The organism is Microbacterium galbum (genome assembly GCF_032464915.1).
Taxonomy (GTDB): Bacteria; Actinomycetota; Actinomycetes; order Actinomycetales; family Microbacteriaceae; genus Microbacterium; species Microbacterium galbum.
In genome coordinates this window covers 121,582-143,426 of sequence record NZ_JAWDIS010000003.1, presented here as the reverse complement: position 1 = coordinate 143,426, position 21,845 = coordinate 121,582, and the positions used below count along the sequence as shown (strand labels likewise).

Here is a 21,845-nt window from a genome sequence, read left to right as displayed (position 1 = left end):
TCGAGGGCACGACGCACGCGGCCGTCCGCAGCCTGGCGCGCCTGCACGGCGCGCCAGAGAACGAGGCCGATGAGCTGCTCGCGGCCGTCGGCCCCGCGCTGCGCACGCGCCGACGGCATCCCCCGATCGCGCTCCAGACCGCCGACGACCTGCCACCACGCGCTGTCCGCGCGGTCCTGGCCGCCCTCCCCGCGCGCAGTCGGGTGCTCCCGTGGGCCGGGCCGCTGGCGGAAACGGCCCCACCGGGCACCGTGGTCGTGATGCTCGGCGCCTACCGCGTCGACCCGCGTCGGGCCGCGACGTACATGCGCGACGACGTCACGCATCTTCCGCTCACGCTCGACGGAGGGCGGGCGCGGATCGGCCCGGTCGTACGGCCGGGCCGCACGGCCTGCCTGGCCTGCCTCGACGCCGATCGACGTCGCGACGATCCGCAGTGGCCCGTCGTGGCCCCGCAGTTGATCGGACGCCCCCGACCCGACGTCGACGTCGCCCTCGCCGCCGAGGCCGGGCGCGCCGCGCGGTTTCTGCTCAGCGCCCCGATCGGGGTGACGACGAGGTCGCTGCGCCTCGACGTCGATTCGTTCCCGCGGGTCTGGGAGCTTCATCGGCCGAGCGCAGACTGCCACTGCCGATCTCCCGCAGGAAGCGCGACGGCGACCGCTCCATCCGCCCGTAGCCGCGAGCCCAGCTCACCGACAACGTCCGCGCGGCGCGCGTGACCCCGACGTAGGCGAGACGACGTTCCTCGTCGACCGCCTCGAACGTCTTCGCATATGAGATGGGCAGCAGCCCCTCACTGACACCGATGAGGTAGACGTGGCTCCATTCGAGACCCTTCGCGGCGTGCAGGGTGGCCAGCGTCACCGTGCGGGTCGTCGGCTCGTGCTGGTCGCGCGCGCGTGCCTGCAGATCATCGGTGAAGCCGCGCAGGTCGGTGCCCTCCGGTGCCTCCTCGGCCAGGCGCAGCAGCGCCGCGCGCGCCTCCCACGCCTCGCGCAGGGCGCCGCCCGCCTCCGGCGGGTCGTCGGTGAGGCCGATGCTGCGCAGCACGTCGCGCACCGTCGGGAGGAATCCCGTCTGCATCGGAGCGACCGAGGCGGCCCGCAACGCCATGAGCGCCTGGCGCACCTCGGGCAGGTCGAAGAACTTGCGTCCTCCGAGCACGGATGCCGCGATCCCCACCGCGGCGAGAGCCGAGATCACCGCGGCGGACTGCGCGTGCGATCGATACAGCACGGCGATGTCGTGCGGATCGACGCCGCGGGCCAGAGCCTCGGCGATCGAGCGCGCGACGGCAGCGGCCTCGGCCTCGTCGTCGTCGTAGGCGCGCACGGTCGGCACCGGAGCCTCGTCGGCGCGGGCCGCGACCAGCTCGAGGGCGCCCGCCCGGCCGCGCATGAGGTCGTTGGCGACGGCGAGCACGGGCGCGGCGGAACGGTAGTTGCGCTCGAGGCGCACCACCCGTGCGTCGTCGTGCGTGCGTTCGAACTCCAGCAGGTATCGCGCGTCGGCTCCGGTGAAGGAATACACCGTCTGGCTCGCGTCGCCGACGACGCAGAGGTCGCGCCGGTCGCCGAGCCACAGTTCCAGGAGGCGGTTCTGCAGGGGCGAGACGTCCTGGTACTCGTCGACGGTGAAGTGACGGTACTGCTCGCGCACCGCCGCCGCGACCCTCGGCTCCGCCTCGATCATGCCCGCGCAGGTCAGCAGGACGTCTTCGAAGTCCATCTGTCGACGCTCGTCCTTGAGTTTCTCGTACGCACGCTGCAGCGCGACCACCTGGTCGACGCCGAGACGACCGACACCCTCAGGTCGATCCGTCGCATACTGCTCGATCGAGCGCAGGGTGACCTTCCGCCACTCGATCGCCGCCGCCACGTCGCGCAACGTCGCGGTATCGGGGGCCAGCCCCACCCCGTCGGCGGCATGCGCGAGCATCCGCACCTTGTTGTCGATGATCGACGGGGCCTGGTCGCCCGCGAGCGTGGGCCAGAAGAAGTTGACCTGGGCCAGGGCCGCGGCGTGGAACGTGCGCGCCGACACCCCCGACACCCCGAGTGCACGGAGTCGGCCCCGCATCTCCCCCGCCGCCTTCGCGGTGAAGGTCACCGCCATCACCCGCTGCGGCGAATACGCCCCCGTGTCGACCCCGTGCGCGATGCGCCGCGTGATGACGCGGGTCTTGCCCGTTCCGGCACCGGCGAGCACGCAGACCGGACCCCGCAGGGCGCGCGCCGCCTCGAGCTGGTGCTCGTCGAGGCCGTCGAGAGGCCCCGTCACGCGACGCCCCGGAACCAGTCGTCGATCAGCTTTCGGGCGATAGATGCCGGCCCCGGCAGCTGCACCGATCCCTCGCCCCTCAGGGCGGCGCCGATCTCCTCACGGTCGAACCAGCGCACCTCGACGATCTCCTCGCCATCGGCACGTGCTTCGTCATCAGCCACCACGCGCGCACGGAAGCCCAGCATCAGCGAACGCGGGTACGGCCACGCCTGCGAGCCGCGGTACGAGATGTCGTCGAGCCGCACGCCCGACTCCTCGCCGACCTCGCGGCGCACCGCGTCTTCGAGCGACTCCCCCGCTTCGGCGAACCCGGCGAAGCAGGAGTACCGGTCTCCACCCCAGGCGGCGTTCGCGCCGAGCAGGATGCGGTCATCCGACTCGGCCGACTGCACCAGCACGATCACCGCGGGGTCGGTGCGGGGGAAGTGCTCGCGTCCGCACGAGGGGCAGTGCCGTGACCATCCGGCGTGCCGGAGGTCGGTACGCGCCCCGCACGCGGGGCAGAAGGGCGCGTCGCGCAGCCAGCCCGCCAGAGCGACGGCGGTGGTGAGGACCTCCGCCTCCGACTCGGGCAGATCGCCTCCGGCGGTACGCAGCGCGGCCCATTCGGCATCCCGGACGAGATCGTCGGGGGCGTCGTCGGGCAGCACCGCGAGCAGGAGCGCGACGCCGTCGACGGCGCGCCCCAGGAACGCCCATTCGCGCACCTCGACGCCGGCGGATGCCAGGTGCCCGCGCTCCAGGAGCGCGAGGCGACCGGAACGCACCGGTGCCGCGTCTCGCCGCACCGCCAGGATCCGGGTCGCCGCGTCGGCTCGAGCGCGCTCGAGAAGGCCCTCGTCGTCGCGCTCCGCTCCAGAGCGGTCGACGTGCAGCGGAAGCGGGGACTCGGCCGGGGCGGACGCGGGATGCGGCATCGGACACCTCTCTGACGGGCGGACGCGGACGGGCGGATCAACGGCCCGACCTCACCGCAGAAGGGCGTGGCGCAGGCAGACGGGAGAAAGCCCGACCTACCCTGGGGGCATGGCACGCTCGCCCCTCATTTTAGCCGCGTCGGCGACGGCGGCCCTCCCGCGCACCGCCATCACCAACGTCAGCGCGCTGACCGAGAACAGCGGCGGACGCTTCGATTCCGCCCTCGCTCGAACCGATGACGGGCGCGAGGTCGTGGTGCGCATGCCCGCGACCGAGGAGGCCTCGGCCGACCTCGCCGCGGAGACCCGGGCGCTGCACGCGCTCACCGCGGGCGTGCGGGCACTACTTCCTTTCGCGGTGCCCGAGGTGCTCGGCGAGGCCGGCTCCGGCGTCCAGCGCGTCCTCGTCGTCGATCACATCGACGGATACCGCATCGACCCCGCGCACCTGCCGAAGGGCCCGGGCTACGCCCCCGCGATCGGTGGAGCGCTGGCCGCGGTGCACGCCCTCCCCGTGTCGATCGTGCGCACCGACGGACTGCCCGTGCGCTCCCCCGAGCAGGTGCGCGACGATGTCCGACGCCTCCTCGACCGTGCCGATGCGACGGGCCGGGTCGGCGACGATCTCATGATGCGCTGGCGGCGCGCTCTCGAGGTCGACGACCTCTGGCGTTTCGAGTCCGCCGTGATCCTCGGCGGAGCGACGAGCTCCTCCATCGTGCTCGCGGACGATGAGCACGATGTGCCGCACGTGGTGGGCATCCTGGATTGGGCGGGACTCAGCGTCGGCGATCCCGCCGTCGACCTGCGCTGGCTGGCCTCCTCGCCGCTGGCAGCCGACGACGTGCACGCGGGGTACGCCGCCGCCGGCGAACGCTCGCCCGATCCGCTGCTGCGCGAGCGTGCTCGCCTGTACGCGGAGCTCGAGTTCGCCCGATGGCTCGTGCACGGTCACGACGCCGGTGAGAGCGAAGTCGTCGCCGACGCGGTCGCCCTTCTCGACGCTCTGGCGGACGGCGTGCGCGGCGACCACATCGTCCCGGACTCGCGCAGCGACATCGACGACGCCCTGGCCCTCGTCGAGGCCGTTCCGCCCGTCGTCGCGCCCGCCGTCGTCGACACGTCGATGCAGACCGACGCCTACGATCCCGAGGCTCTCTCGCTGTACCTCTCCGCCGAGCGCGATCGGGTGGCAGCAGCCGAAGCGCTCGCCGAGGCCCTCGACACCCCCGGACCGGATGCCGACACCGGCGCGATCCACATCGACCAACTGCCGGCGCGCGACGATATCGACCCCGAGGCCACTGCACCGATCGACCTCGACGGGTGGGACGATGCCGCGCGCGAATCCACGCCGATCCCGCGCGCAGAGTCCAGCGCGCCGTCGGCGATGTCGGACCTCCCCGGTGCCTCGGAGACCCCCGTCACCGACGAAGAGACCCCCCTCCGCCAGCCCCGCCCCTCCGACGACCCGGCCGTCACTGCGGTCGACGATGAGGAGGACGCTGCGCGTGCGAGTCGCGCGGCGCTCCGCCGCTGGGGCGTGTCGGACGACACCGTCTGAGTCCGCCTCGCGCGCACCCGACCAGAGATCCTGCGGGCGCATCGGGTGACACCGCCCGAGCCGGCGTCTCGCGCGCCCGACCCGAACGGCTCGGGGCCGGCTGGCTCGGCTGCGTTCCCGCCCCGGCCTCTTCGCGATCCCACGTCGCCCGTGGCCGACAGCCACGCGGGCAGGACGCCTCGCCCCACTTCACCCGCGCAGGGCGTGCAGCTCGGCCCGGCAGAGGCCCCGTCAGCCGCGCAGCACCAACTCGTCACCGACGTAGAACAGGGCGACGTCGATGCGGTCGAGATCGATGCGGTGCTTGGCGTGGTACGCCTCCCGGTACAGCTCCAACTGCACCATGCGCGCACGGCGTTCGGCCTCGCTCGCGGGCGGGCGGCCCGTCTTCCAGTCGACGATCTCGTATCGGTCGCCGCGTCGGTACACGGCATCCAGCTTGCAGATGACGACGTGATCGCGCCCGTCGAGTCGCCGCGTGACGAAGTCGATCTCGGTCTCGACCTCGAGGGGGCGCAGCGGCGCCCACTCCGATCGCTCGAAACATTCGCGCAAGCGCTGCAGCTCGGCGGCGTCGGCGGTCGATGCGCCTCCCTCGTCGTCATCCCAGAGCGCGTCGTCGTCGAGGCCGATGCTCGATCCGACGAGTCCCGAGCGCTGCTCGACCCACGCGTGGAACAGGGTGCCGAGGCGTGTCTGCCGGTACGGACGCTCCGGCATGGGGCGGCGCAGGTCGTCGACGGCGCCCCCGTAGTCGGCGACGAAGTCCTTGAACTTGGATGCCGGGATGCGCGTCGGGGCGGGCGCGTGGGCAGGGCGTAGCCGAGCGGCCCGCTCGGCCAGGAGCAGCTCGAGGTCGGGATCGGCGTCAGCCGCCGGCTGCGCCCTCGCGGCCTGCGCCTGCGTCGCCGCGGCGGCGACCGCGGTGCGGCGGGAGCCCAGCGGATCGAGCGGCCAGTGCAGGAGCCGCCGCTCGCCGTCGTAGGGGTCGTCGCCCGGCTCGTCGATCACCGGATCGAGACCGAGCGCTTCGACGGCCTCGTCGAGGAAGACGCTCGGACGACGGGGGCGCTTCGTCCCGGACCAGCTCGACCCCGACAGCAGCAGATGGTCGCGGGCGCGGGTGAACGCGACGTAGGCGAGGCGGCGGTCCTCGTCGAGCTGACGCGCCCGATTGTCGGCGACGAAGGCGTCGATCGCCGCTTTCAGGTCCTGCTGCGTCTCGGCGCCGCGCCACGCGAACACCGGCAGCCACGCCGCGTCGCCGCGGAACTCCGAGGGAAGGATGCCGAAGCCGAGCCACCCCTTGGTATCGCGGGCGAGAGAGGGCAGCTCGTCGGTCACCAGACGCACCACGGCCACGGCATCCCACTCGAGCCCCTTCGACCCGTGGATCGTCAACAACTGCACGACGTCGTCCTCGGGCGGCTCGGTCCGCGGAGCGAACTCATCGGCCTGCTCGGCGTGGTCGAGCCAGGCCAGCAGACTCGAGACCGACCCGGACTCGTCGGCGGCGAGGAAGCCGCGGATCTCGTCCACGAAGGCCCGCAGCTGCGCCGACGCGATGCGTGCGGGACCGCGTGCCTCGTTCGCCGCGAGCTCGATGTCGAGCCGCAGTTCCGTCTCGATCAGGCGGATGAGCTCGGGCACGGGAGCGCCCACGCTGCGACGCAGCCCCGCGAACACCGCCCCCGCCTCGCGGAGCCGCGCGCGTCCGTCGGGGGTGATGTCGGCCAGCCACCCGTGCGTGTCGCTCTGCCGGGTGACGAAGTCGAGTGCGTCGACGAGCGACGCGCGGTCGGCACCCGGGGTGGATCGGAGCCGATCGACGACCTCGGGCGCCAGCGGCTGCAGCGTCACGTCGTGCGTGGCGAGACGCCGTGCCAACTGGGCCAGCGCACGCAGGTCGGCGAGACCCACCGCCCACCGCGGTCCGGAGAGGAGTCGGATCAGCGCCGACCCCGCCTCGGGGTCGCTGATCACCCGGAGCACGGACACGACGTCGACCACCTCGGGCGTGGTGAGGAGCCCGCCGAGTCCGAGGATGCGGTGCGGGATGCCGCGTCGGCCGAGCGCGTCGCCGAAGCGCACCATGTGCTTCTTGCTGCGGAACAGCACCGCACCGGTCGTGGAGCGCCCGTGGGCGGCACGCGCGGCGCGCACGCCGACGAACCAGGCCGCGACGCGATCGGCCTCGGCATCGAGGTCGTTTTCGAAGACCGTCTCGACGAGTCCCTCCGGCGCGCCGGGGCGGGAGCGCAGCTCCTCGACCGCCACCGCCGCGCGGGGCGCCAGGGGGGCGAGTACCGCGTTGGCCGCGGTGAGCACCTGCGCGCTGTTGCGCCAGCTCGTGAGCAGAGCGAAGCGCTGACACTCGGTGCCGGGTGCGAAGGCGTCGGGGAATCCGCCGAGGTTGCCCGCGCTCGCCCCGCGCCAGGCGTAGATGGCCTGGTGGGGATCGCCCACCGCCATCACGCCCGTGCCGCCGAACAGCGTCGCCAACAGGTCGGTCTGCACGACAGACGTGTCCTGGTACTCGTCGAGCAGCACGACGCGATAGCGGGCGCGCAGCTCGGCCACCACGGCCGGGTGCTCCCGTGCGATCCGCAGGGCGCCGGCCACCTGGTCGGCGAAGTCCATCACCCCGAGTCGGGCCTTCTCGCGGTCGTAGGCGGCCGCGAGGGTCGCCAGCAGCGACAGCGCCGAGACCTTCGCGGCGGCATCCCCGACCTCCTTGTAGACGCTCACCCGCGCGGAGGTCGAGGGCCGCTCCACGATCCGTCCGAACTGCTCGGGGAACGCGGCGAGCTCGTCGAGATCGACGAGGTTGTCCACCCCGTCGCGAGCGATGCGCAACGCGGCGTCGATCAGCGTGCGGGGCGACTCCTGGCGCTCCTCGAGGCGTGGATCGTCGGAGGCGAACACCACGCGTCGCATGAGCAGCCACGCCGCCGACTCCGACAGCACCGCGGCTTCGGCATCCCGACCGATCCGCAGGCCGTGCTCGCGCACGATCGCGTCCGCGAAGCTGTTGTACGTCGACACCGTCGGCCGGTGCAGCAGCTGATCGCCGTCGTGCGAATCCGGTACCTCGGCACCGGTCTCCGCCACCAGGGCATCGAGCGCCTCCCGGCGCGCCGCGTCGCCCCGCGCGCCCTCGAGGGCGGCGAGCTCGGCGAAGACCGCGAGGCGGCCGTCCGCGTGCAGGCGCGGAAGGAAGGGAAGCAGCCCCCGCACCTCGAACTCCGACAGGCGCTGCAGTCGGCGTTGGATGCGCTCGGCCAGCTCCCCCGCGGCCTTGCGCGTGAAAGTCAGCCCCAGCACCTCGTCACGGCGCACGAGGGCGTTCGCGACGAGCCACACGACGCGACCGGCCATGGTCTCGGTCTTGCCGCTGCCGGCCCCCGCGACGACGAGGGCGGGCGCGAGCGGCGCCTCGATGACGGCGGTCTGCTCGACGGTGGGCGGGAACTGGCCGAGAGCTGCGGCGATCGTCGCCGCTGACAGCGATTCGCTCACGAGGCGCTCACCGCCGAGACCGTGTGGATGCGACAGAGACCGTAGGAGAACTCGTCCCGGCAGTGCACCTCGTAGGGGGCGGCGAACGACGTGCCGCGCATGATGTCGACCGCTCCCTGCACCCGCGAGACGAAGGCCGCCCGCTGCTCGTCGTCGAACGGCTTCTGCGTCGGCTCGGCGTAATCCTTCGTCGCGGCGGTCGGACGCAGTACGAGCAGCTTCGCGCCGCCGGAGGCCAGGCCGGCGACCTGTTGGATCGCACCCGACGAGAACGCCAGCTGGTAGGCCGCGAGCTGAGGGTTGTCGGCGACCTTGGCGTCGGTCTGGGGCTCGCTCTTCCCGGTCTTCAGATCGACGATGACGACCTCGCCGGCCGGCGTGAGCTCCACCCGATCGATGTCGCCGCTGAGAACGGCGCCGTGCTCACCGGCATCGGGAACGGGGATGGGGACCTCGAAATGCCGTTCCGCGCCGATAAGGCGGCCGCCGGCGTCGTCGAAGCGCCGCAGGTAGGCGGCGAGCCGTCTCACGAGGTCGCGGGCGCGGGTGCGCTCCGCCCGCTCGCGCCACGCCGCGTCGAACACGAGCTCGCCCCACCGCTCGTCGACCACGGCCCAGAGGTCGTCTTCGGACGAGGATGCCGCGGTCTCGAGCGCCGCGTGGATGATGGTCCCGATGCCGGCCGTCGTGCCACCGCGGTCGCCGCCGAGGTCGGCGATCACCCAGTCGAGCTGGCATTCCTCCAGCGCGTGCAAGCGGGACGGCGAGACGCGGACGTCTTCGCGTTCGAGGTCGCGCAGCGGCGCCGTGGAGCTCGGCGGCGCGACGCCGTACCAGTCCTCGACGGCGGCACCGGCGACCCCGGCGCCCGCGAGGATCGCGAGCTGGCCGGCGGCGTGCGCCCTCTCGCCCGCGGGAACGCGCGGGGCCGTCAGGGAACGGCGATGCCGGGCGACGAGCCCGCGCAGCGACAGCGGATGCTCGGGGATGGCCGCGGCCGGTTCGGGAGTGGGGAGCATCTCGAACAGCACGCTGGGCCCGGTGTCGTCGTCGTCGACGGCCGTCACGATCACGAGGGCGTCCGCACGGCTGACGGCGCGCACGAACAATCGCAGCTCGTCGTGCATCGCGGCGCGGCGACGGTCGAGCATGCCCGCGGCGGGAAGGTCGGGATTCTGCACGGCGTCGGCCAGACGCCAGGTCTCGAGCAGTCCCCCACGCAACCGCGTGTTCGGCCACACGCCGTCCTGCACCCCCGCGATGACGACGGTGTCGAATGCCGTTCCGGCCGCGGCTGCGGGGGTGAGCACCCGCACGGTGTCGACGACGGCCGGTTGCTCGATGCGGTCTTCGGCGACGTCGGAGTCGAGCACCGACCGCAGGAACACCGACGCTTCTCCGTCGGGTTCACGCTCCGTGTAGCGCTTCGCCGCCTGGAACAGCGCCACGACCGCATCGAGATCGCGATCGGCCTGCTCGGCGACCGCACCGTGTCCTCTCGCCGCTTCGCGCCAGGTGCGCGAAAGGGCGCTGCGCTCCCACGCCGTCCACAGCAGCTCGTGCGCGGTCGCCTGCTGCAGGGCCTGCCCACGCAGAGCGCTCAACGTCTCGCCGAGACGGATCGCGCGACGGGCCTCGCGCGAGTCGATCACGGCGAGCTCGAGGGGGAAGCGCACCCCCGACACGAGCAGGTCGGTCGCGGGGCGCGTGCCCCCGGCCGTGACCTCGTCATGGCGCAGAGCCGTGCGCAGACGCCGCAGCTCGATGGCATCGAGCCCGCCGAAGGTGCCCAGCAATGCATCGACGACCTCGTCGGCCACCCACTCGTCGGGATCCGTCATGCCCAGTTCGACCAGGCGCACGAGGTCGCGCACCGGGCGCTGCGCCCCCAGCGCCAGCCCGGGTCCACTGGCGCGGGCCGGAACCTCGCGCGCGGCCAGCTCGGCCTCCAGCGTCGCCACCTGCCGGGAGTCATGGGCGATGACGGCGCACGAACTCCACGGGATCCCCTCGATAACGTGTCGCTCGCGCAGCAGACGCGCGATCGCGTCGGCCTCTTCCGCGGGCGAGCGCAGCAGGTAGGTGCGCACCGATCCCTGCGCAGGTGCCCCCTCGGGCGCGCGACGATGGGCGACGACGCCGGCGGCCCCGATCCGGGATGCCACCTGCCGCACCAGGTCGATCTGCTCGGGCGTGCCGCGATGCGGCGTGCCGAGTGCGGCGGTCGTGCCGAGCTCACGGGCGAGCCGCGCGAAGTTCTCGGGCGTCGCGCCGCGGAACGCCCCCGACCCGACGTCCGGATCGCCGAAGGCGACGACTCCGATGCCCGAGGTGCGGCATGCGCGCAGCAGATCGATCCCGCCGGCGGTGAGCTCCTGCGCGTCGTCGACGAGGATGCACCGCAACGTCGAGAAGCGCCCGAGCAGCTCGCGCTCGGAGCGCGCGGCGTCGAGGACGGCGACGGCCTCGCGCGCGAGATCGGCCGCGTCGCGGTGAGCGCCGCGCATGGCGGACCGCACCGCGCGGTACTCGTCGGCGAACGACGCCAACGATGCCCACACCGGAAGGTCGTGGCGCTCGGCGAGCAGCGCGAGGTCGTTCGAGGTGACGCCGAGCTCCGTGCACTCGGCGAGGAAGGCGCGGAGATCGCCGCGGAACCCGCGGGTGGCGCGGATCGTCGGCCCCAGCCACTCGGGCCAGCGCGACAGGCCCTCGAGCTCGTCGAGAGCATCGCCCTCGAGCAGATCGCGGATGATCTGGTCCTCGTCGCCGCCGGTGAGCAGCTGCGGCGGCTCCGCGCCCCGCCGCACCTCGGCCCCCCGCACCAGCTGGAAGGCGAACGACGCCACCGAGCGCGCCAGCGCGCCCGAGGTGGCGCGGTCGACCGCGAGGGCGAGGGGGTCGCGCAGGGCCGTGGCCGCCGGCCGGGTGGGGGTGAGCACGAGCAGGTCGTCGGGGTCGACACCGGATGCCACGAGTTCGCGCACGCGCGAGAGCAGGGTGGTCGTCTTGCCCGACCCCGGCGCGCCGACCACCACGCCGCTCGCGTCGGCGGGCCAGGCGACGACGGCACGCTGATCGCGATCGAGACCCCCGCGCTCACGCACGGCGCCGAGGGCGGCGGCATCCGTCATCTGCATGTGCTCCACGGTAATCGCGACCTCCGACATCGGCCGGGCGCGACGGGCGGCTGCGGTCTCCCGCGTCGGCCGGGACGGGCCGCGGCGGCCGGCGGGCGCGCTGCCGCGGCCGGACCGGGACGGGCCGAGGCGACCGCCCGGGGCGGGCCGAGGCGGCCGGAGCAGGGCGGGCCGCGGCGGCCGGAGCGGGGCGGACCTCACCGGCCGCTCGGAGCCGAGCCCACCGCGTCACCCGGCCCCGGACGGTGCCGGGAGGCGCCGCGTTCGCCGTCCGCGAAGCGCCCCGCGTGACGGGCTGTGGTGTCGGAACCCTGCCCTAGAGTCGAATCACGCGCCGGGCCGACCGCGGCCCGCGGGGAAAGGACGCATCGTGGAGATCCGCATCGGCATCATCAACACCGGCCGTGAGCTGAACTTCGAGACGAACGAGAGCTCCGACGTCGTCAAGTCGACCATCGCCTCGGCCCTCGACAGCTCTGCCAGCCACGTCACCTTCACCGATGTGAAGGGCAACTCCTACCTCGTCCCGACCGCCAACCTCGCTTTCGTCGAACTCGGCACCGAAGAGTCGCGTCGCGTCGGGTTCGTCGCCTGACCTTCCCGCCGTGCAGATCCTGCTCGGTCTCCTGATCGGCGCGGTGATCGGCCTGGCCGCGCACGTCGCGCTCCCCGGCCGGCACCTGCGCGGTGCGGCGTTGGCACCGTTCGCCGGGGCGTCGTCGGCCGGCGTCGTCTGGACCGTCCTCACGTGGGCGGGCCTCGGCGATTCGCCGCTGACCTGGGTGCTCGCCGTGATCGCGCCGGTCGTCACGACCGTGCTGCTGGTGACCCTCGTCACGCGTTCGCGTCTCGCGCGCGACGACGCCGACCGTTCGCGATTGCCCGTCTGAACCCTCGGCGAAGGCGCTCGCGCCCCGCCCTTTCGAAGCCCGCACCGCGCCCGCCGGAACCCCCACCGCCGAGCGATCGGTCGTTCCGGATGCCGCGCACCCACCCGCCCCAGACGCCGGACATCGCGGCGCACGCGCTCGAAACCGGTGCGACACGCGCTCAGAGGGTCGCGGGTGCCGCGCGCCCAGGCCACACGGCTGGGCCGCGTGCCCTCAGGCGGCCAATCCCATGGCATCCATCCGACGGGCGTGCGCGCCCATCAGCTCGCTGAAGACGGGTTCGACCTTGGCCTCCTCGGCGCGGTCGAGGTGTCCGTGGCGCAGCGCCGTCCGAGCGACGAGGAGCGTGTCGCCCACGAGACGTCGTCCCCACAGCGCCAGCAGCCACCGCCACTCCTCGTCGCTCTCGATGGTGGCGCCGAGGATGTCGACGATCGCCTGACGGTCGTCATCGGCCTGCAGGATGCGGGCGACGCGGCGTCCCGTGTCGCCGTAGCTCGACGACAGCGCGAGGTAGAAGTCGTCGAGCAGCCCCGCGGTGATGTGCACGGTGAGCATCGTCTCCTGCGGCCGGACGCCGTGGGTGTTGCGGCGGAAGGCGTCGAGCGACTCGCGGAAGGGCAGCATGAGCTGCGTCGGATCGGCACCGCGCTCACGGATGACCGCGACGAGCTCCTGGTGCTTGATGAGCGCCGCGCCGGCCGCGCGCGACAGCGACTCCTTCTCCGCCAGCTCGGGCGTGAGGGCGATCAACTCGCTCAGGGTCTCGAAGAACCCCAGCTGCAGATAGGCCGCCTGACCGAGGAAGGTCTCGACGTCGGGCGCCAGCTCCGCGAAGTCGACGCGCATCGCCTCGCCGAGGTCTCCCCGCGAACGCAACTGCAGCGTGCGACCCACCGGGCGCTGACGACGACGTAACCACGCGAACACGTACGACAGCCTAGGCGTCGGGGCCCGCCGAGACACGCCGGGTAGAGTGGACACGTCCCGGCGATGGATCGGGACCCCGCGCCTGTGGACGAGTGAGGCGTGGATACGACTCCCCCAGGCGGTCTCTCGCCGCCGGAACAGGCACGCACATGACGACATTCGCCGAGCTCGGCATCGATCAGGACATCGTCGATGCCCTGGCAGCGAAGGGCATCGTCGATGCCTTCCCCATCCAGGAGCAGACGATCCCCCTGGGCCTCCCCGGACAGGACATCATCGGCCAGGCCAAGACCGGTACCGGCAAGACCTTCGGCTTCGGCATCCCCGTCGTCCAGCGCCTCGGTCTCGACCCCGAGCCCGGCGTGAAGGCGCTCATCGTCGTCCCCACCCGCGAGCTCGCGGTGCAGGTCTACGAAGACATGGACATGCTCACGAGCAACCGCTCGACCAGCGTCGTCGCGATCTACGGCGGCAAGGCGTACGAGGGGCAGATCGACCAGCTCAAGGCCGGCGCGCAGATCGTCGTGGGAACCCCCGGCCGCCTCATCGACCTCGCGAACCAGCGCCTGCTCGACCTGTCGCACGCGACCGAGGTCGTGCTCGATGAGGCCGACAAGATGCTCGACCTCGGCTTCCTCGCCGACATCGAGAAGATCTTCTCCAAGGTCCCCGCCGTCCGTCACACGCAGCTGTTCTCGGCGACCATGCCCGGGCCGATCGTCGCCCTCGCGCGCCGCTTCATGTCGAACCCCATCCACATGCGCGCCAACGACCCCGACGAGGGACTCACCCAGGCGAACATCAAGCACCTCGTCTACCGCGCGCACTCGCTCGACAAAGACGAGGTCATCGCCCGCATCCTGCAGTCGGAGGGTCGCGAGAAGGCCGTCATCTTCACGCGCACCAAGCGCGCCGCGCAGAAGCTCGTCGACGAGCTGGGCGACCGCGGCTTCAACGCCGCCGCCGTCCACGGCGACATGAGCCAGGAGGCGCGCGAGCGCTCGATGGCCGCGTTCAAGGCCGGCAAGAAGGACGTGCTGATCGCCACCGACGTCGCCGCCCGCGGCATCGACGTCAACGACGTCACCCACGTGATCAACCACACGATCCCCGACGACGAGAAGACCTACCTCCACCGCGCGGGCCGCACCGGCCGCGCCGGCAACACCGGTATCGCCGTGACCTTCGTCGACTGGGACGACGTGCACAAGTGGGCGCTCATCAACCGTGCCCTGGAGTTCGGCCAGCCCGAGCCCACCGAGACCTACTCGTCGAGCCCGCACCTCTACACCGACCTGAACATCCCCGAGGGAACGAAGGGCCGTCTCGTCACCGCGCCGAAGGCCGTCGCGCCCAAGCAGGTCGAGAAGAAGACCGAGGGCCAGGATGCCGAGGGCGACCGCGCCCCGCGCCGTCGCCGTCGTCGTGGCGGATCGTCGACCGGCGAGGCGGGCGGCGAGGGTGCCCCGCGCACCGAGGGCGGCGCCGGGACGCACGACGGAGCGGGCAAGGAGCATCACGACGGCAACGCGGCCCCGCGCCGCCGTCGCCGCCGTCGCAGCGGCGGGGGCAGCTCGGGCACCCCGACGGCTCCCGTGGCCTGACGCACACTCGCCGAACGGCGCTGCTCCCCTCGGGGGCGGCGCCGTTCGTCGTCTGGGTCCGCCGGAGCCGCGGGTTACGGGAAGACCGGCACCGATCCGCGACCGCGCGCGAAGAGGCGCGCGACCATGTCGTCGGCCGTCGTGTTCTCGCCGGGCACGTTCGGTTTGCCGAGTCCGTGGTAGTCGCTCGACCCGGTCACGATGAGGTCGCGCTCGGCGGCGAGGTCCGCCAACAGGGCGGTCGGCTCGGGCAGGTTCTCGCGGTGCGCGAGTTCGAAGCCCGCGAGTCCCGCGTCCAGCATCGCCCGCAGCACGCCGTCGGGCAGCAACGCCCGCCCCGCCGGGTGGGCGATGATCGGCACGCCCCCGGCACCCACGACGAGTTCGACCGCCGTGACGGGGTCGGGGGCGTAGAGGGCGACGTAGTAGTCGCCGGCCGGATGCAGGATGCCGGCGAACGCCTCCGTGCGGTCGGCCACGATCCCGCGCGCGACGAGCGCGTCGGCGATGTGAGGGCGCCCGACGGTCGCGCCGTCGGTCGTCTGGGCGACGATGTCGTCCCAGGCGATGTCGTAGTCGTGCGAGATGCGCTCCGCCATGATCTGCGCGCGATCCACGCGGGACGAACGGATGCGATCGGTCATCGCTCGCAACGCCCCGTCGTCGGGGTCGACGAGGTAGGCCAGCAGGTGCACGCTGCGCCACCGGTGCCGCGCCGACAGCTCCATTCCCGGGACGAACGTCATCCCGAGCGAGGTGGCCGCCTCGGCGGCTTCGGCCCAGCCCGAGGTCGTGTCGTGATCGGTGAGGGCGGCGGTCCGCAGGCCGTGGCGGTGCGCGGCGGCCATGACCTCGGCGGGCGGCTCCGTGCCGTCGGAGTGCGAGGAGTGCAGGTGCAGATCGGTCGGTCCGAGGAATCGACGATCGCGTGGCACCCGTCGAGCGTATCGCTCCGGCTCGCGCCCGGGCGCAGCGTCCATGCCCTGGCCGTGCTGCCGGTCCGCGCCGCCCGCCGATGCGGCGACGGCACCCCGCCCGCACGCCGTCCCCCTCGACCGTCACGACGCTCGGGCAGCACCCTGCCGGCATCCGTCGATCTCCCAGACGGCTCCCCTAGGGTCGATCGGGTGCGTCGACTGCTCGGATTCCTCGTCGCGCTCGTCGTCGCGGCGGGCGCTGCGGTGCTGACGTGGCCGTCGGCCTTCGGACTCGAGCGGACGTTCCCGCTGGCGCAGATCATCTCCTTCCGCGCCGCTCTGGCGGCCGTGCTGGTCGCCGCGACGCTGCTGATGCTGTTGTTCGCGCTCCTCCGGCCGATCCGCGCGCTCGCGCTGGTACTGGCGCTGATCCTGGGGATCGCGGGCGGGGTCAACGTCGCCCTGCTCTCCGGGCGGGGGCTCGGCACCGAAGGCTTTCCGGCGAAGACCGACACGAGCCTGCGCGTGATGACCTGGAACACCGCGGGATCGGCCACCTCGGCGGAGACGATCGCCCAGTTCGCCGTCGGGATGCAGGCAGACGTCGTCACCCTCCCGGAGACGACCATCGACACCGGGGCCGAGGTCGCCGAGCTCATGCGCGGCATGGGGCAGCCGATGTGGGCGCACCACGCGGAGTACGGCGAGTACGGCATCACCGGGTGGGATGCCACCTCCACCACCGTGCTGATCCGGCCCGAGCTGGGCGACTATTCCGTCATCCAGTCCTCGCTCGACGGGTCGAGCAACACCTCGACCGTTCCGAGCGCTGTGGCGATGCCCGTGTCGGGAGACGGTCCGATCATCGTCGCCGCGCACGCCGTCGCTCCGCGCGAGGAGTACATGCCCCAGTGGCGCAGCGACTTGCAGTGGCTCGCCGACCAGTGCGCGAGCGACAACGTCATCCTCGCGGGCGACTTCAACGCCACCCTCGACCACATGACGGGGATGGGCGTCGACGGCGGCACGCTCGGCCGATGCCACGATGCGGCGTCCGAGAGCGGAAACGGCGGAGTGGGCACGTGGCCCACCGATGCCCCCGCCCTCCTCGGCGCACCGATCGACCACGTCATGGCCACGCCCGACTGGACCGTCTCGGGGTCGGTCGTCATGCGCTCCCTCGACGGGTCGGGCAGCGATCATCGGCCGATCGTGGTGCAGCTGGAACGCACCGGAGGCTGAGTACGGCTCCTCCCCCGCCCGCGCCGGTGCGGCGGCATCCGTGCACGAGAGGGCGACGGGTGCGAGACTGGAACGATGGACGCCCCCTCCACCAGCGACACGACCGCCCCCGCCGAGCCCACGACCGCCGAGCCGCAGACCGATGAGGTCGCCCTCGAGGCCCCCAGTAATCGCAAGGCGCCGTTCCCCCGCGGATTCCTCGACACGATCTCCACCGGCTGGGCGGAGCACCCGGCGTCGACGCCCGAGCCCCGTGAGCAGGCGGCCTGGGCCGCACGTCGTCGTGCGCGCGTGTCGCGCGCCTTCCCCGGCCAGCGCGTCGTGGTCCCCGCCGGCGGGCTGAAGCAGCGCAGCAACGACTGTGATTACCCGTTCCGCGCGCACTCCGCGTTCTCGCACCTCACCGGGTGGGGCAGCGACGCGGAGCCCGACGCCGTGCTCGTCTTCGAGCCGCGTGACGAGGGCCACGAGGCGGTGCTGTACTTCCGCGAGCGCGCCGACCGCACCACCGCCGAGTTCTACTCGGATGCCACGATCGGCGAGTTCTGGATCGGCCCGCGCCCCGCCCTCGACGGCGTCGCCGCCGACCTCGGCCTCGCGACCGCCCACCTCGACGACTTCGCCCCCGGCGACGACGACCGCACCGTCGGCACCGACGACGAGCTCACCCGCTTCGTCTCGGAGCTCCGCCTGGTGAAAGACGAGTACGAGCTCGCGCAGATGGCGCTGGCCGTCGAGGTCACCGGACGCGGGTTCGACGACATCGTCGCCGAGCTGCCGCGCATCATCGAGCACCCGCGCGGCGAGCGCGTGGTCGAGGGCGTCTTCCACCAGCGTGCGCGTTCCGACGGAAACAGCGTGGGCTACGACACCATCGCCGCGTCGGGCCCCCACGCCTGCTACCTGCACTGGACGCGCAACGACGGCATCGTGAAGCCGGGGGATCTCATCCTCATCGACGCGGGCGTCGAGGTCGACAGCCTCTACACGGCCGACATCACGCGCACGCTCCCGGTCTCGGGCACGTTCACCGACATCCAGCGCCGCATCTACGAGACGGTGCGCGAGGCCGCTGACGCCTCGTTCGCGGCTGCGCGGGTCGGCGTGCCGTTCCGTCGACTTCACGAGGCCGCCATGGAGGTCATCGCGGCGCGCGTCGCCGAGTGGGGACTGCTGCCGGTGACCGCCGAAGAGGCGCTCGACGCCGATTCCGGCGGCCAGCACCGCCGCTACATGGTGCACGGCACGAGCCACCACCTCGGCATCGACGTGCACGACTGCGCGCAGGCGCGTCGCGACATGTACTACGACGGCCTGCTGGAGCCCGGAATGGTGTTCACGATCGAACCCGGCCTGTACTTCCAGATCGACGACCTCACGGTCCCCGAGGAGTACCGCGGCATCGGCGCGCGCATCGAGGACGACATCGTCATGACCGAGGACGGCCCGGTGAACCTGTCGGCGGGCATCCCCCGCACCGCCGACGAGATCGAGGAGTGGATCGCCCGGCAGTCGCGATGACCTTCACGCCCCCGGCGCCGTTCACGACGCGGCCGACCCTCCGGGGCACGTTCGGCATGTCGGCGTCCACGCACTGGACGGCGACCGCGACGGCGCAGGCCGTGCTCGAGCGCGGCGGCAACGCGTTCGACGCGGCCGTCGCCGGGGCGTTCGTGCTGCACGTCGTCGAGCCGCACCTGAACGGACCGGGTGGCGACCTCGTCGCGCTCGTCCGACCCGCCGGCGCGTCGGTCCCCGTCGTGCTGATGGGGCAGGGGCCGGCGCCGGCCGGAGCCACACTCGCGCACTTGCGCAGCCGTGGCCTCGATCTCGTGCCCGGCGCCGGCGGTCTCGCCGCCGCGGTGCCCGGCGCGGTCGACGCGTGGCTCCTCCTGCTGCGCGACCACGGTACGTGGGACCTCGGCGACGTCCTCGCCTTCGCCAGCGGCTACGCCCGCGACGGTCACCCGCTCGTGGCGGGAGCCGCCACCACCATCGCGCGGGTCGCCGACCTGTTCCGCGACCACTGGCCCACGTCCGCCGAGAGGTGGATGCCGACCGGCCGCCCGCCCGCGCCCGACACCCTCGTGACCAACCCGGCGTGGGCCGACGTGCTCGATGCGCTCGTGATCGCCGGCGCCGCCCTGCCCGACCGCGCGGAGCGCATCGACGCAGCGCGTGAGCACTGGATGACGAAGGTGCTCCCGGAGGCGGCGTCGTTCATCGCGCGGCCGCACCGACATGCCGACGGCGCCGATCACCCGGGCGTCCTGTCGGCTGAGGACGTCGCATCCTGGCGTGCCGGGTGGGAACCCGCGGTGACCGCGCGCTTCCGCGGATGGGACGTCTTCAAGGCCGGCACCTGGACGCAGGGACCGGCGCTGCTGCACACACTGCGGCTCCTCGACGACGTCGATGACGCCGAGCTCGACCCCGCCACCGTCGAGGGGGCGCACCTCGTGATCGAGGCGCAGAAGCTGGCCTTCGCCGACCGCGACGCGTGGTTCGGAGACGCCGGAGGCGCGGTCGAGGTCGAGGCCCTGCTCGCCGATGACTACGTCGCCACCCGCCGCGCACTGATCGGCGACGAGGCCTCCACGCAGTGGCGGCCGGGTTCCCCCGACGGCCGCGACCCCGTCCGTCCGCCGCTGCGCACCGCGCACGGGGTGAACGACGGCTCCACCGGCGAGCCCACTGTCGACCGGTCGGGCCAGACCCGCGGTGACACGTGCCACATCGACGTGATCGACCGCTGGGGCAACGTCGTCTCGGCCACGCCGTCGGGCGGATGGCTGCAGTCCTCCCCCACCGTCCCGTCCCTGGGCTTCTGCCTGGGCACGCGGCTGCAGGCGACGTGGCTCGTGCCGGGGCACCCGGCATCCCTCACCCCCGGTCGCCGTCCGCGCACGACGCTCACCCCGACGCTGATGTCGCGCGCGGACGAGGTCGTCGCGCTGGGATCCCCCGGCGGCGACCAACAGGACCAGTGGCAGCTCACCGTGCTGCTGCGCATGCTGGTCGGGGGATACAGCCCTCAGCAGGCCATCGACGCCCCGAATCTGCACACGACGGCGCTCGTCGACTCGTTCTGGCCGCGCACGTGGGCTCCGGCGGGTGTCGCGGTCGAGGATCGCCTCGGTGCCGCGGTGATCGCGGGCCTCGAGCAGCGTGGACACCGGGTGCACCGCTCGGGCGACTGGTCGCTCGGGCGCGTCACCGCTGTCGGACGCTCCGCCGACGGCACGCTGTGGGCCGCGGCGAACCCGCGCGGCGCCCAAGGCTACGCAGCGGGTCGCTGACCGGAACGGGGGGGTGCGGCTCGCCGGCGCACCGTCACAGCGATCGCACGAACTCCGCCACCACCGGCGCCAGCCCCGCGCCGATCTCGCCGGCCGGCCGGCGGGCACCCTTCACCTCGAAGGAATGACCGCCCCCGGGGATCCAGTGCACCCGCGCGTCCTGACACGACCCCACGACCTCGTCGAACTGCTCGCGCGGGTCGATGAACGGGTCGTTCTCGCCCTCGACGAACAGCTGCGGCAACCCGATCGCCGGCAGGTGCGCGCCGCGGGGCTTGTCGGCCCGCCCCGGCGCGTGCAGGGGGTAGCCGAGGTACGCGAGTCCGGCGGGAGAGATGACACCCTCGGCGGCGGCGACGGATGCCATGCGCCCGCCGTACGACTTGCCGACGGCCGCGTTCGGTCCCGGAGCCGTCTCCGCGAGCCAGGCCTCCACGCCCGCCCACGTCGCCACGGCGTGCGCGGCGGGTCCCGGCATCCGTCGTCCGGCCTCCACGTAGGGGAAGACGAACCGCAGCACGGACACCCCGTCCGCGACGAGGGCGTCGGCGAGCCCGGCGAGGAAGGGGTGCTCCATGCCCGCGCCCGCGCCGTGCGCGAGCGCGACGGTGGCGGCGGATCCGGATGCCGGTGACCACAGCCCCGAGACCTCCGTCGCGCCGGCCGGGAGCTCGACGGCGATGCGGACCGCCTCGGTGGGAGGGGCTGCGTCGGCGCTCACCGCTCGGTCGGTCGCGAGCCGCGGTCGGTGCCGCTGGCGGTGGAGGCGTCAGCGTCGTCCGGGCGTGCGGCGGGCGTCGGCTCGTCGGCCGTCCTCTCCTCACCGTGCGTTCCTCGGTCGGCCGCCGCGTCACCCTGCGGCGTCGGCGCCTGCGGCGCGATGCGTTCGCCGTATCGCGGCGGTTCGTCGTCCGAGGGCGCCGCCGTCGGTGCGGGCGGCCGCGGCGGCGCGGCGGGAGCGCTCGAGCCGGGGGTCACGCGTTCGCCGTACCGCGGCGGGTCGGACGGCGACGCCGAGGGACGCGAGACGACCGTGCGCGGCGCGCCGGACGGACCCACGATCCCCCGAGCCTTGTGAACGCTCGTCGCCGCCACGCACACGTCGTAGTGATCGGCGGCGACCTGCATCACCGACGCGAAGTCGCGACGACGGCGCACGATCGAGTACGTGCCGAGGCTGAGGAGCATGCCGAGCGCCATGCCGACGAGCAGCACGCCGACGAACAGCGAGATCTGCAGGGTGGGCTGCCCGAGCACGAAGATGAAGGCGAACAGCAGTCCGAGCATGAGACCGTTCAGCGCGCCCGAGCGCGCGGCCGTGGCGTAGCCGAGACGACCGGTCACGCGTTCGATCGAGCGCAGCCCCGACCCCACGATCGCGATGTCGCGGGCGGGGACCTCTCCCGCGATGAGCGACGAGACGGCCTTCTGGGCCTGCTCGTACGTCGGGAACGAGGCGACCTTCTCGCCGACCTCGTCTCGACCGGCACCCGGGCGCTGCGCGAACATACTCATTTCACCATCCTGTCACGCGCGC

General features: G+C 73.0%; 15 protein-coding genes. 7 read left to right on the top strand and 8 right to left on the bottom strand.

Translation table 11 applies throughout. The features are described 5' to 3' along the window. Positions 1 to 531: 531 nt before the first annotated feature. The gene (locus RWH45_RS13395) at positions 532 to 2,283 is read right to left on the bottom strand and encodes an ATP-dependent helicase (protein ID WP_315995396.1); all 1,752 of its coding nucleotides are present in this window, start codon (positions 2,281 to 2,283) and stop codon (positions 532 to 534) included. Next, positions 2,280 to 3,203, bottom strand: a complete 924-nt coding sequence (gene nudC, locus RWH45_RS13390) for an NAD(+) diphosphatase (protein ID WP_315995395.1) — start codon at positions 3,201 to 3,203, stop codon at positions 2,280 to 2,282. The genes RWH45_RS13395 and nudC overlap by 4 nt, the downstream gene beginning before the upstream one ends. Before the next feature lie 109 nt (positions 3,204 to 3,312). On the opposite strand from nudC, the gene RWH45_RS13385 reads away from it, so the two are divergent. Continuing rightward, complete coding sequence (locus tag RWH45_RS13385) at positions 3,313 to 4,767, top strand: phosphotransferase (protein WP_315995394.1); 1,455 nt, start codon at positions 3,313 to 3,315, stop codon at positions 4,765 to 4,767. Between the two features lie 231 nt (positions 4,768 to 4,998). Here RWH45_RS13385 and RWH45_RS13380 read toward each other — a convergent pair whose 3' ends face one another. Beyond that, positions 4,999 to 8,286, bottom strand: coding sequence for an ATP-dependent helicase (locus RWH45_RS13380; protein ID WP_315995393.1), 3,288 nt, complete (start codon positions 8,284 to 8,286; stop codon positions 4,999 to 5,001). Continuing rightward, positions 8,283 to 11,426, bottom strand: coding sequence for an ATP-dependent helicase (locus tag RWH45_RS13375; protein ID WP_315995392.1), 3,144 nt, complete (start codon positions 11,424 to 11,426; stop codon positions 8,283 to 8,285). The genes RWH45_RS13380 and RWH45_RS13375 overlap by 4 nt, the downstream gene beginning before the upstream one ends. Positions 11,427 to 11,796: 370 nt before the next feature. On the opposite strand from RWH45_RS13375, the gene RWH45_RS13370 reads away from it, so the two are divergent. Then, positions 11,797 to 12,021, top strand: a complete 225-nt coding sequence (locus RWH45_RS13370) for a DUF3107 domain-containing protein (protein WP_315995391.1) — start codon at positions 11,797 to 11,799, stop codon at positions 12,019 to 12,021. Between the two features lie 10 nt (positions 12,022 to 12,031). After that, on the top strand, positions 12,032 to 12,316 hold the full coding sequence (locus tag RWH45_RS13365) for a hypothetical protein (protein ID WP_315995390.1): 285 nt from the start codon (positions 12,032 to 12,034) through the stop codon (positions 12,314 to 12,316). A 213-nt stretch (positions 12,317 to 12,529) separates the two neighbouring features. Here the strand turns inward: RWH45_RS13365 and RWH45_RS13360 are convergent, their stop codons facing one another. Then, entirely contained in the window at positions 12,530 to 13,246 is a 717-nt protein-coding gene (locus tag RWH45_RS13360) for a ferritin-like fold-containing protein (protein ID WP_315995389.1), read from the bottom strand. A gap of 149 nt (positions 13,247 to 13,395) precedes the next feature. Here RWH45_RS13360 and RWH45_RS13355 point away from each other — a divergent pair, with 149 nt between their 5' ends. Next, positions 13,396 to 14,850, top strand: a complete 1,455-nt coding sequence (locus RWH45_RS13355; RefSeq protein ID WP_315995388.1) for a DEAD/DEAH box helicase — start codon at positions 13,396 to 13,398, stop codon at positions 14,848 to 14,850. 74 nt (positions 14,851 to 14,924) lie between these two features. On the opposite strand, the gene RWH45_RS13350 is transcribed toward RWH45_RS13355, so the two are convergent. Next, positions 14,925 to 15,785, bottom strand: coding sequence for a PHP domain-containing protein (locus tag RWH45_RS13350; RefSeq protein ID WP_315995387.1), 861 nt, complete (start codon positions 15,783 to 15,785; stop codon positions 14,925 to 14,927). Between the two features lie 192 nt (positions 15,786 to 15,977). Between RWH45_RS13350 and RWH45_RS13345 the strand changes: the two genes are divergently transcribed. The 3 genes from RWH45_RS13345 to RWH45_RS13335 all read left to right on the top strand — a co-directional run bounded on the left by RWH45_RS13345 (position 15,978) and on the right by RWH45_RS13335 (position 20,308). Beyond that, positions 15,978 to 17,009 carry an endonuclease/exonuclease/phosphatase family protein gene (locus RWH45_RS13345; RefSeq protein WP_315995386.1) on the top strand — a complete coding sequence of 344 codons (1,032 nt, stop codon included), beginning with the start codon at positions 15,978 to 15,980 and terminating at the stop codon, positions 17,007 to 17,009. A gap of 75 nt (positions 17,010 to 17,084) precedes the next feature. After that, a complete protein-coding gene (locus tag RWH45_RS13340; RefSeq protein WP_315995385.1) occupies positions 17,085 to 18,530 on the top strand; it encodes an aminopeptidase P family protein in 1,446 nt (481 codons plus the stop codon). Beyond that, positions 18,527 to 20,308 carry a gamma-glutamyltransferase family protein gene (locus RWH45_RS13335; protein ID WP_315995384.1) on the top strand — a complete coding sequence of 594 codons (1,782 nt, stop codon included), beginning with the start codon at positions 18,527 to 18,529 and terminating at the stop codon, positions 20,306 to 20,308. Before RWH45_RS13340 ends, RWH45_RS13335 begins: the two co-directional genes overlap by 4 nt. 34 nt (positions 20,309 to 20,342) lie before the next feature. Here the strand turns inward: RWH45_RS13335 and RWH45_RS13330 are convergent, their stop codons facing one another. Both RWH45_RS13330 and RWH45_RS13325 read right to left on the bottom strand, forming a co-directional pair. Further along, entirely contained in the window at positions 20,343 to 21,029 is a 687-nt protein-coding gene (locus tag RWH45_RS13330; protein ID WP_437127348.1) for an alpha/beta hydrolase family protein, read from the bottom strand. Beyond that, the gene (locus RWH45_RS13325) at positions 21,026 to 21,823 is read right to left on the bottom strand and encodes a YflT domain-containing protein (protein WP_315995383.1); all 798 of its coding nucleotides are present in this window, start codon (positions 21,821 to 21,823) and stop codon (positions 21,026 to 21,028) included. Before RWH45_RS13325 ends, RWH45_RS13330 begins: the two co-directional genes overlap by 4 nt. Between the last annotated feature and the right edge of the window lie 22 nt (positions 21,824 to 21,845).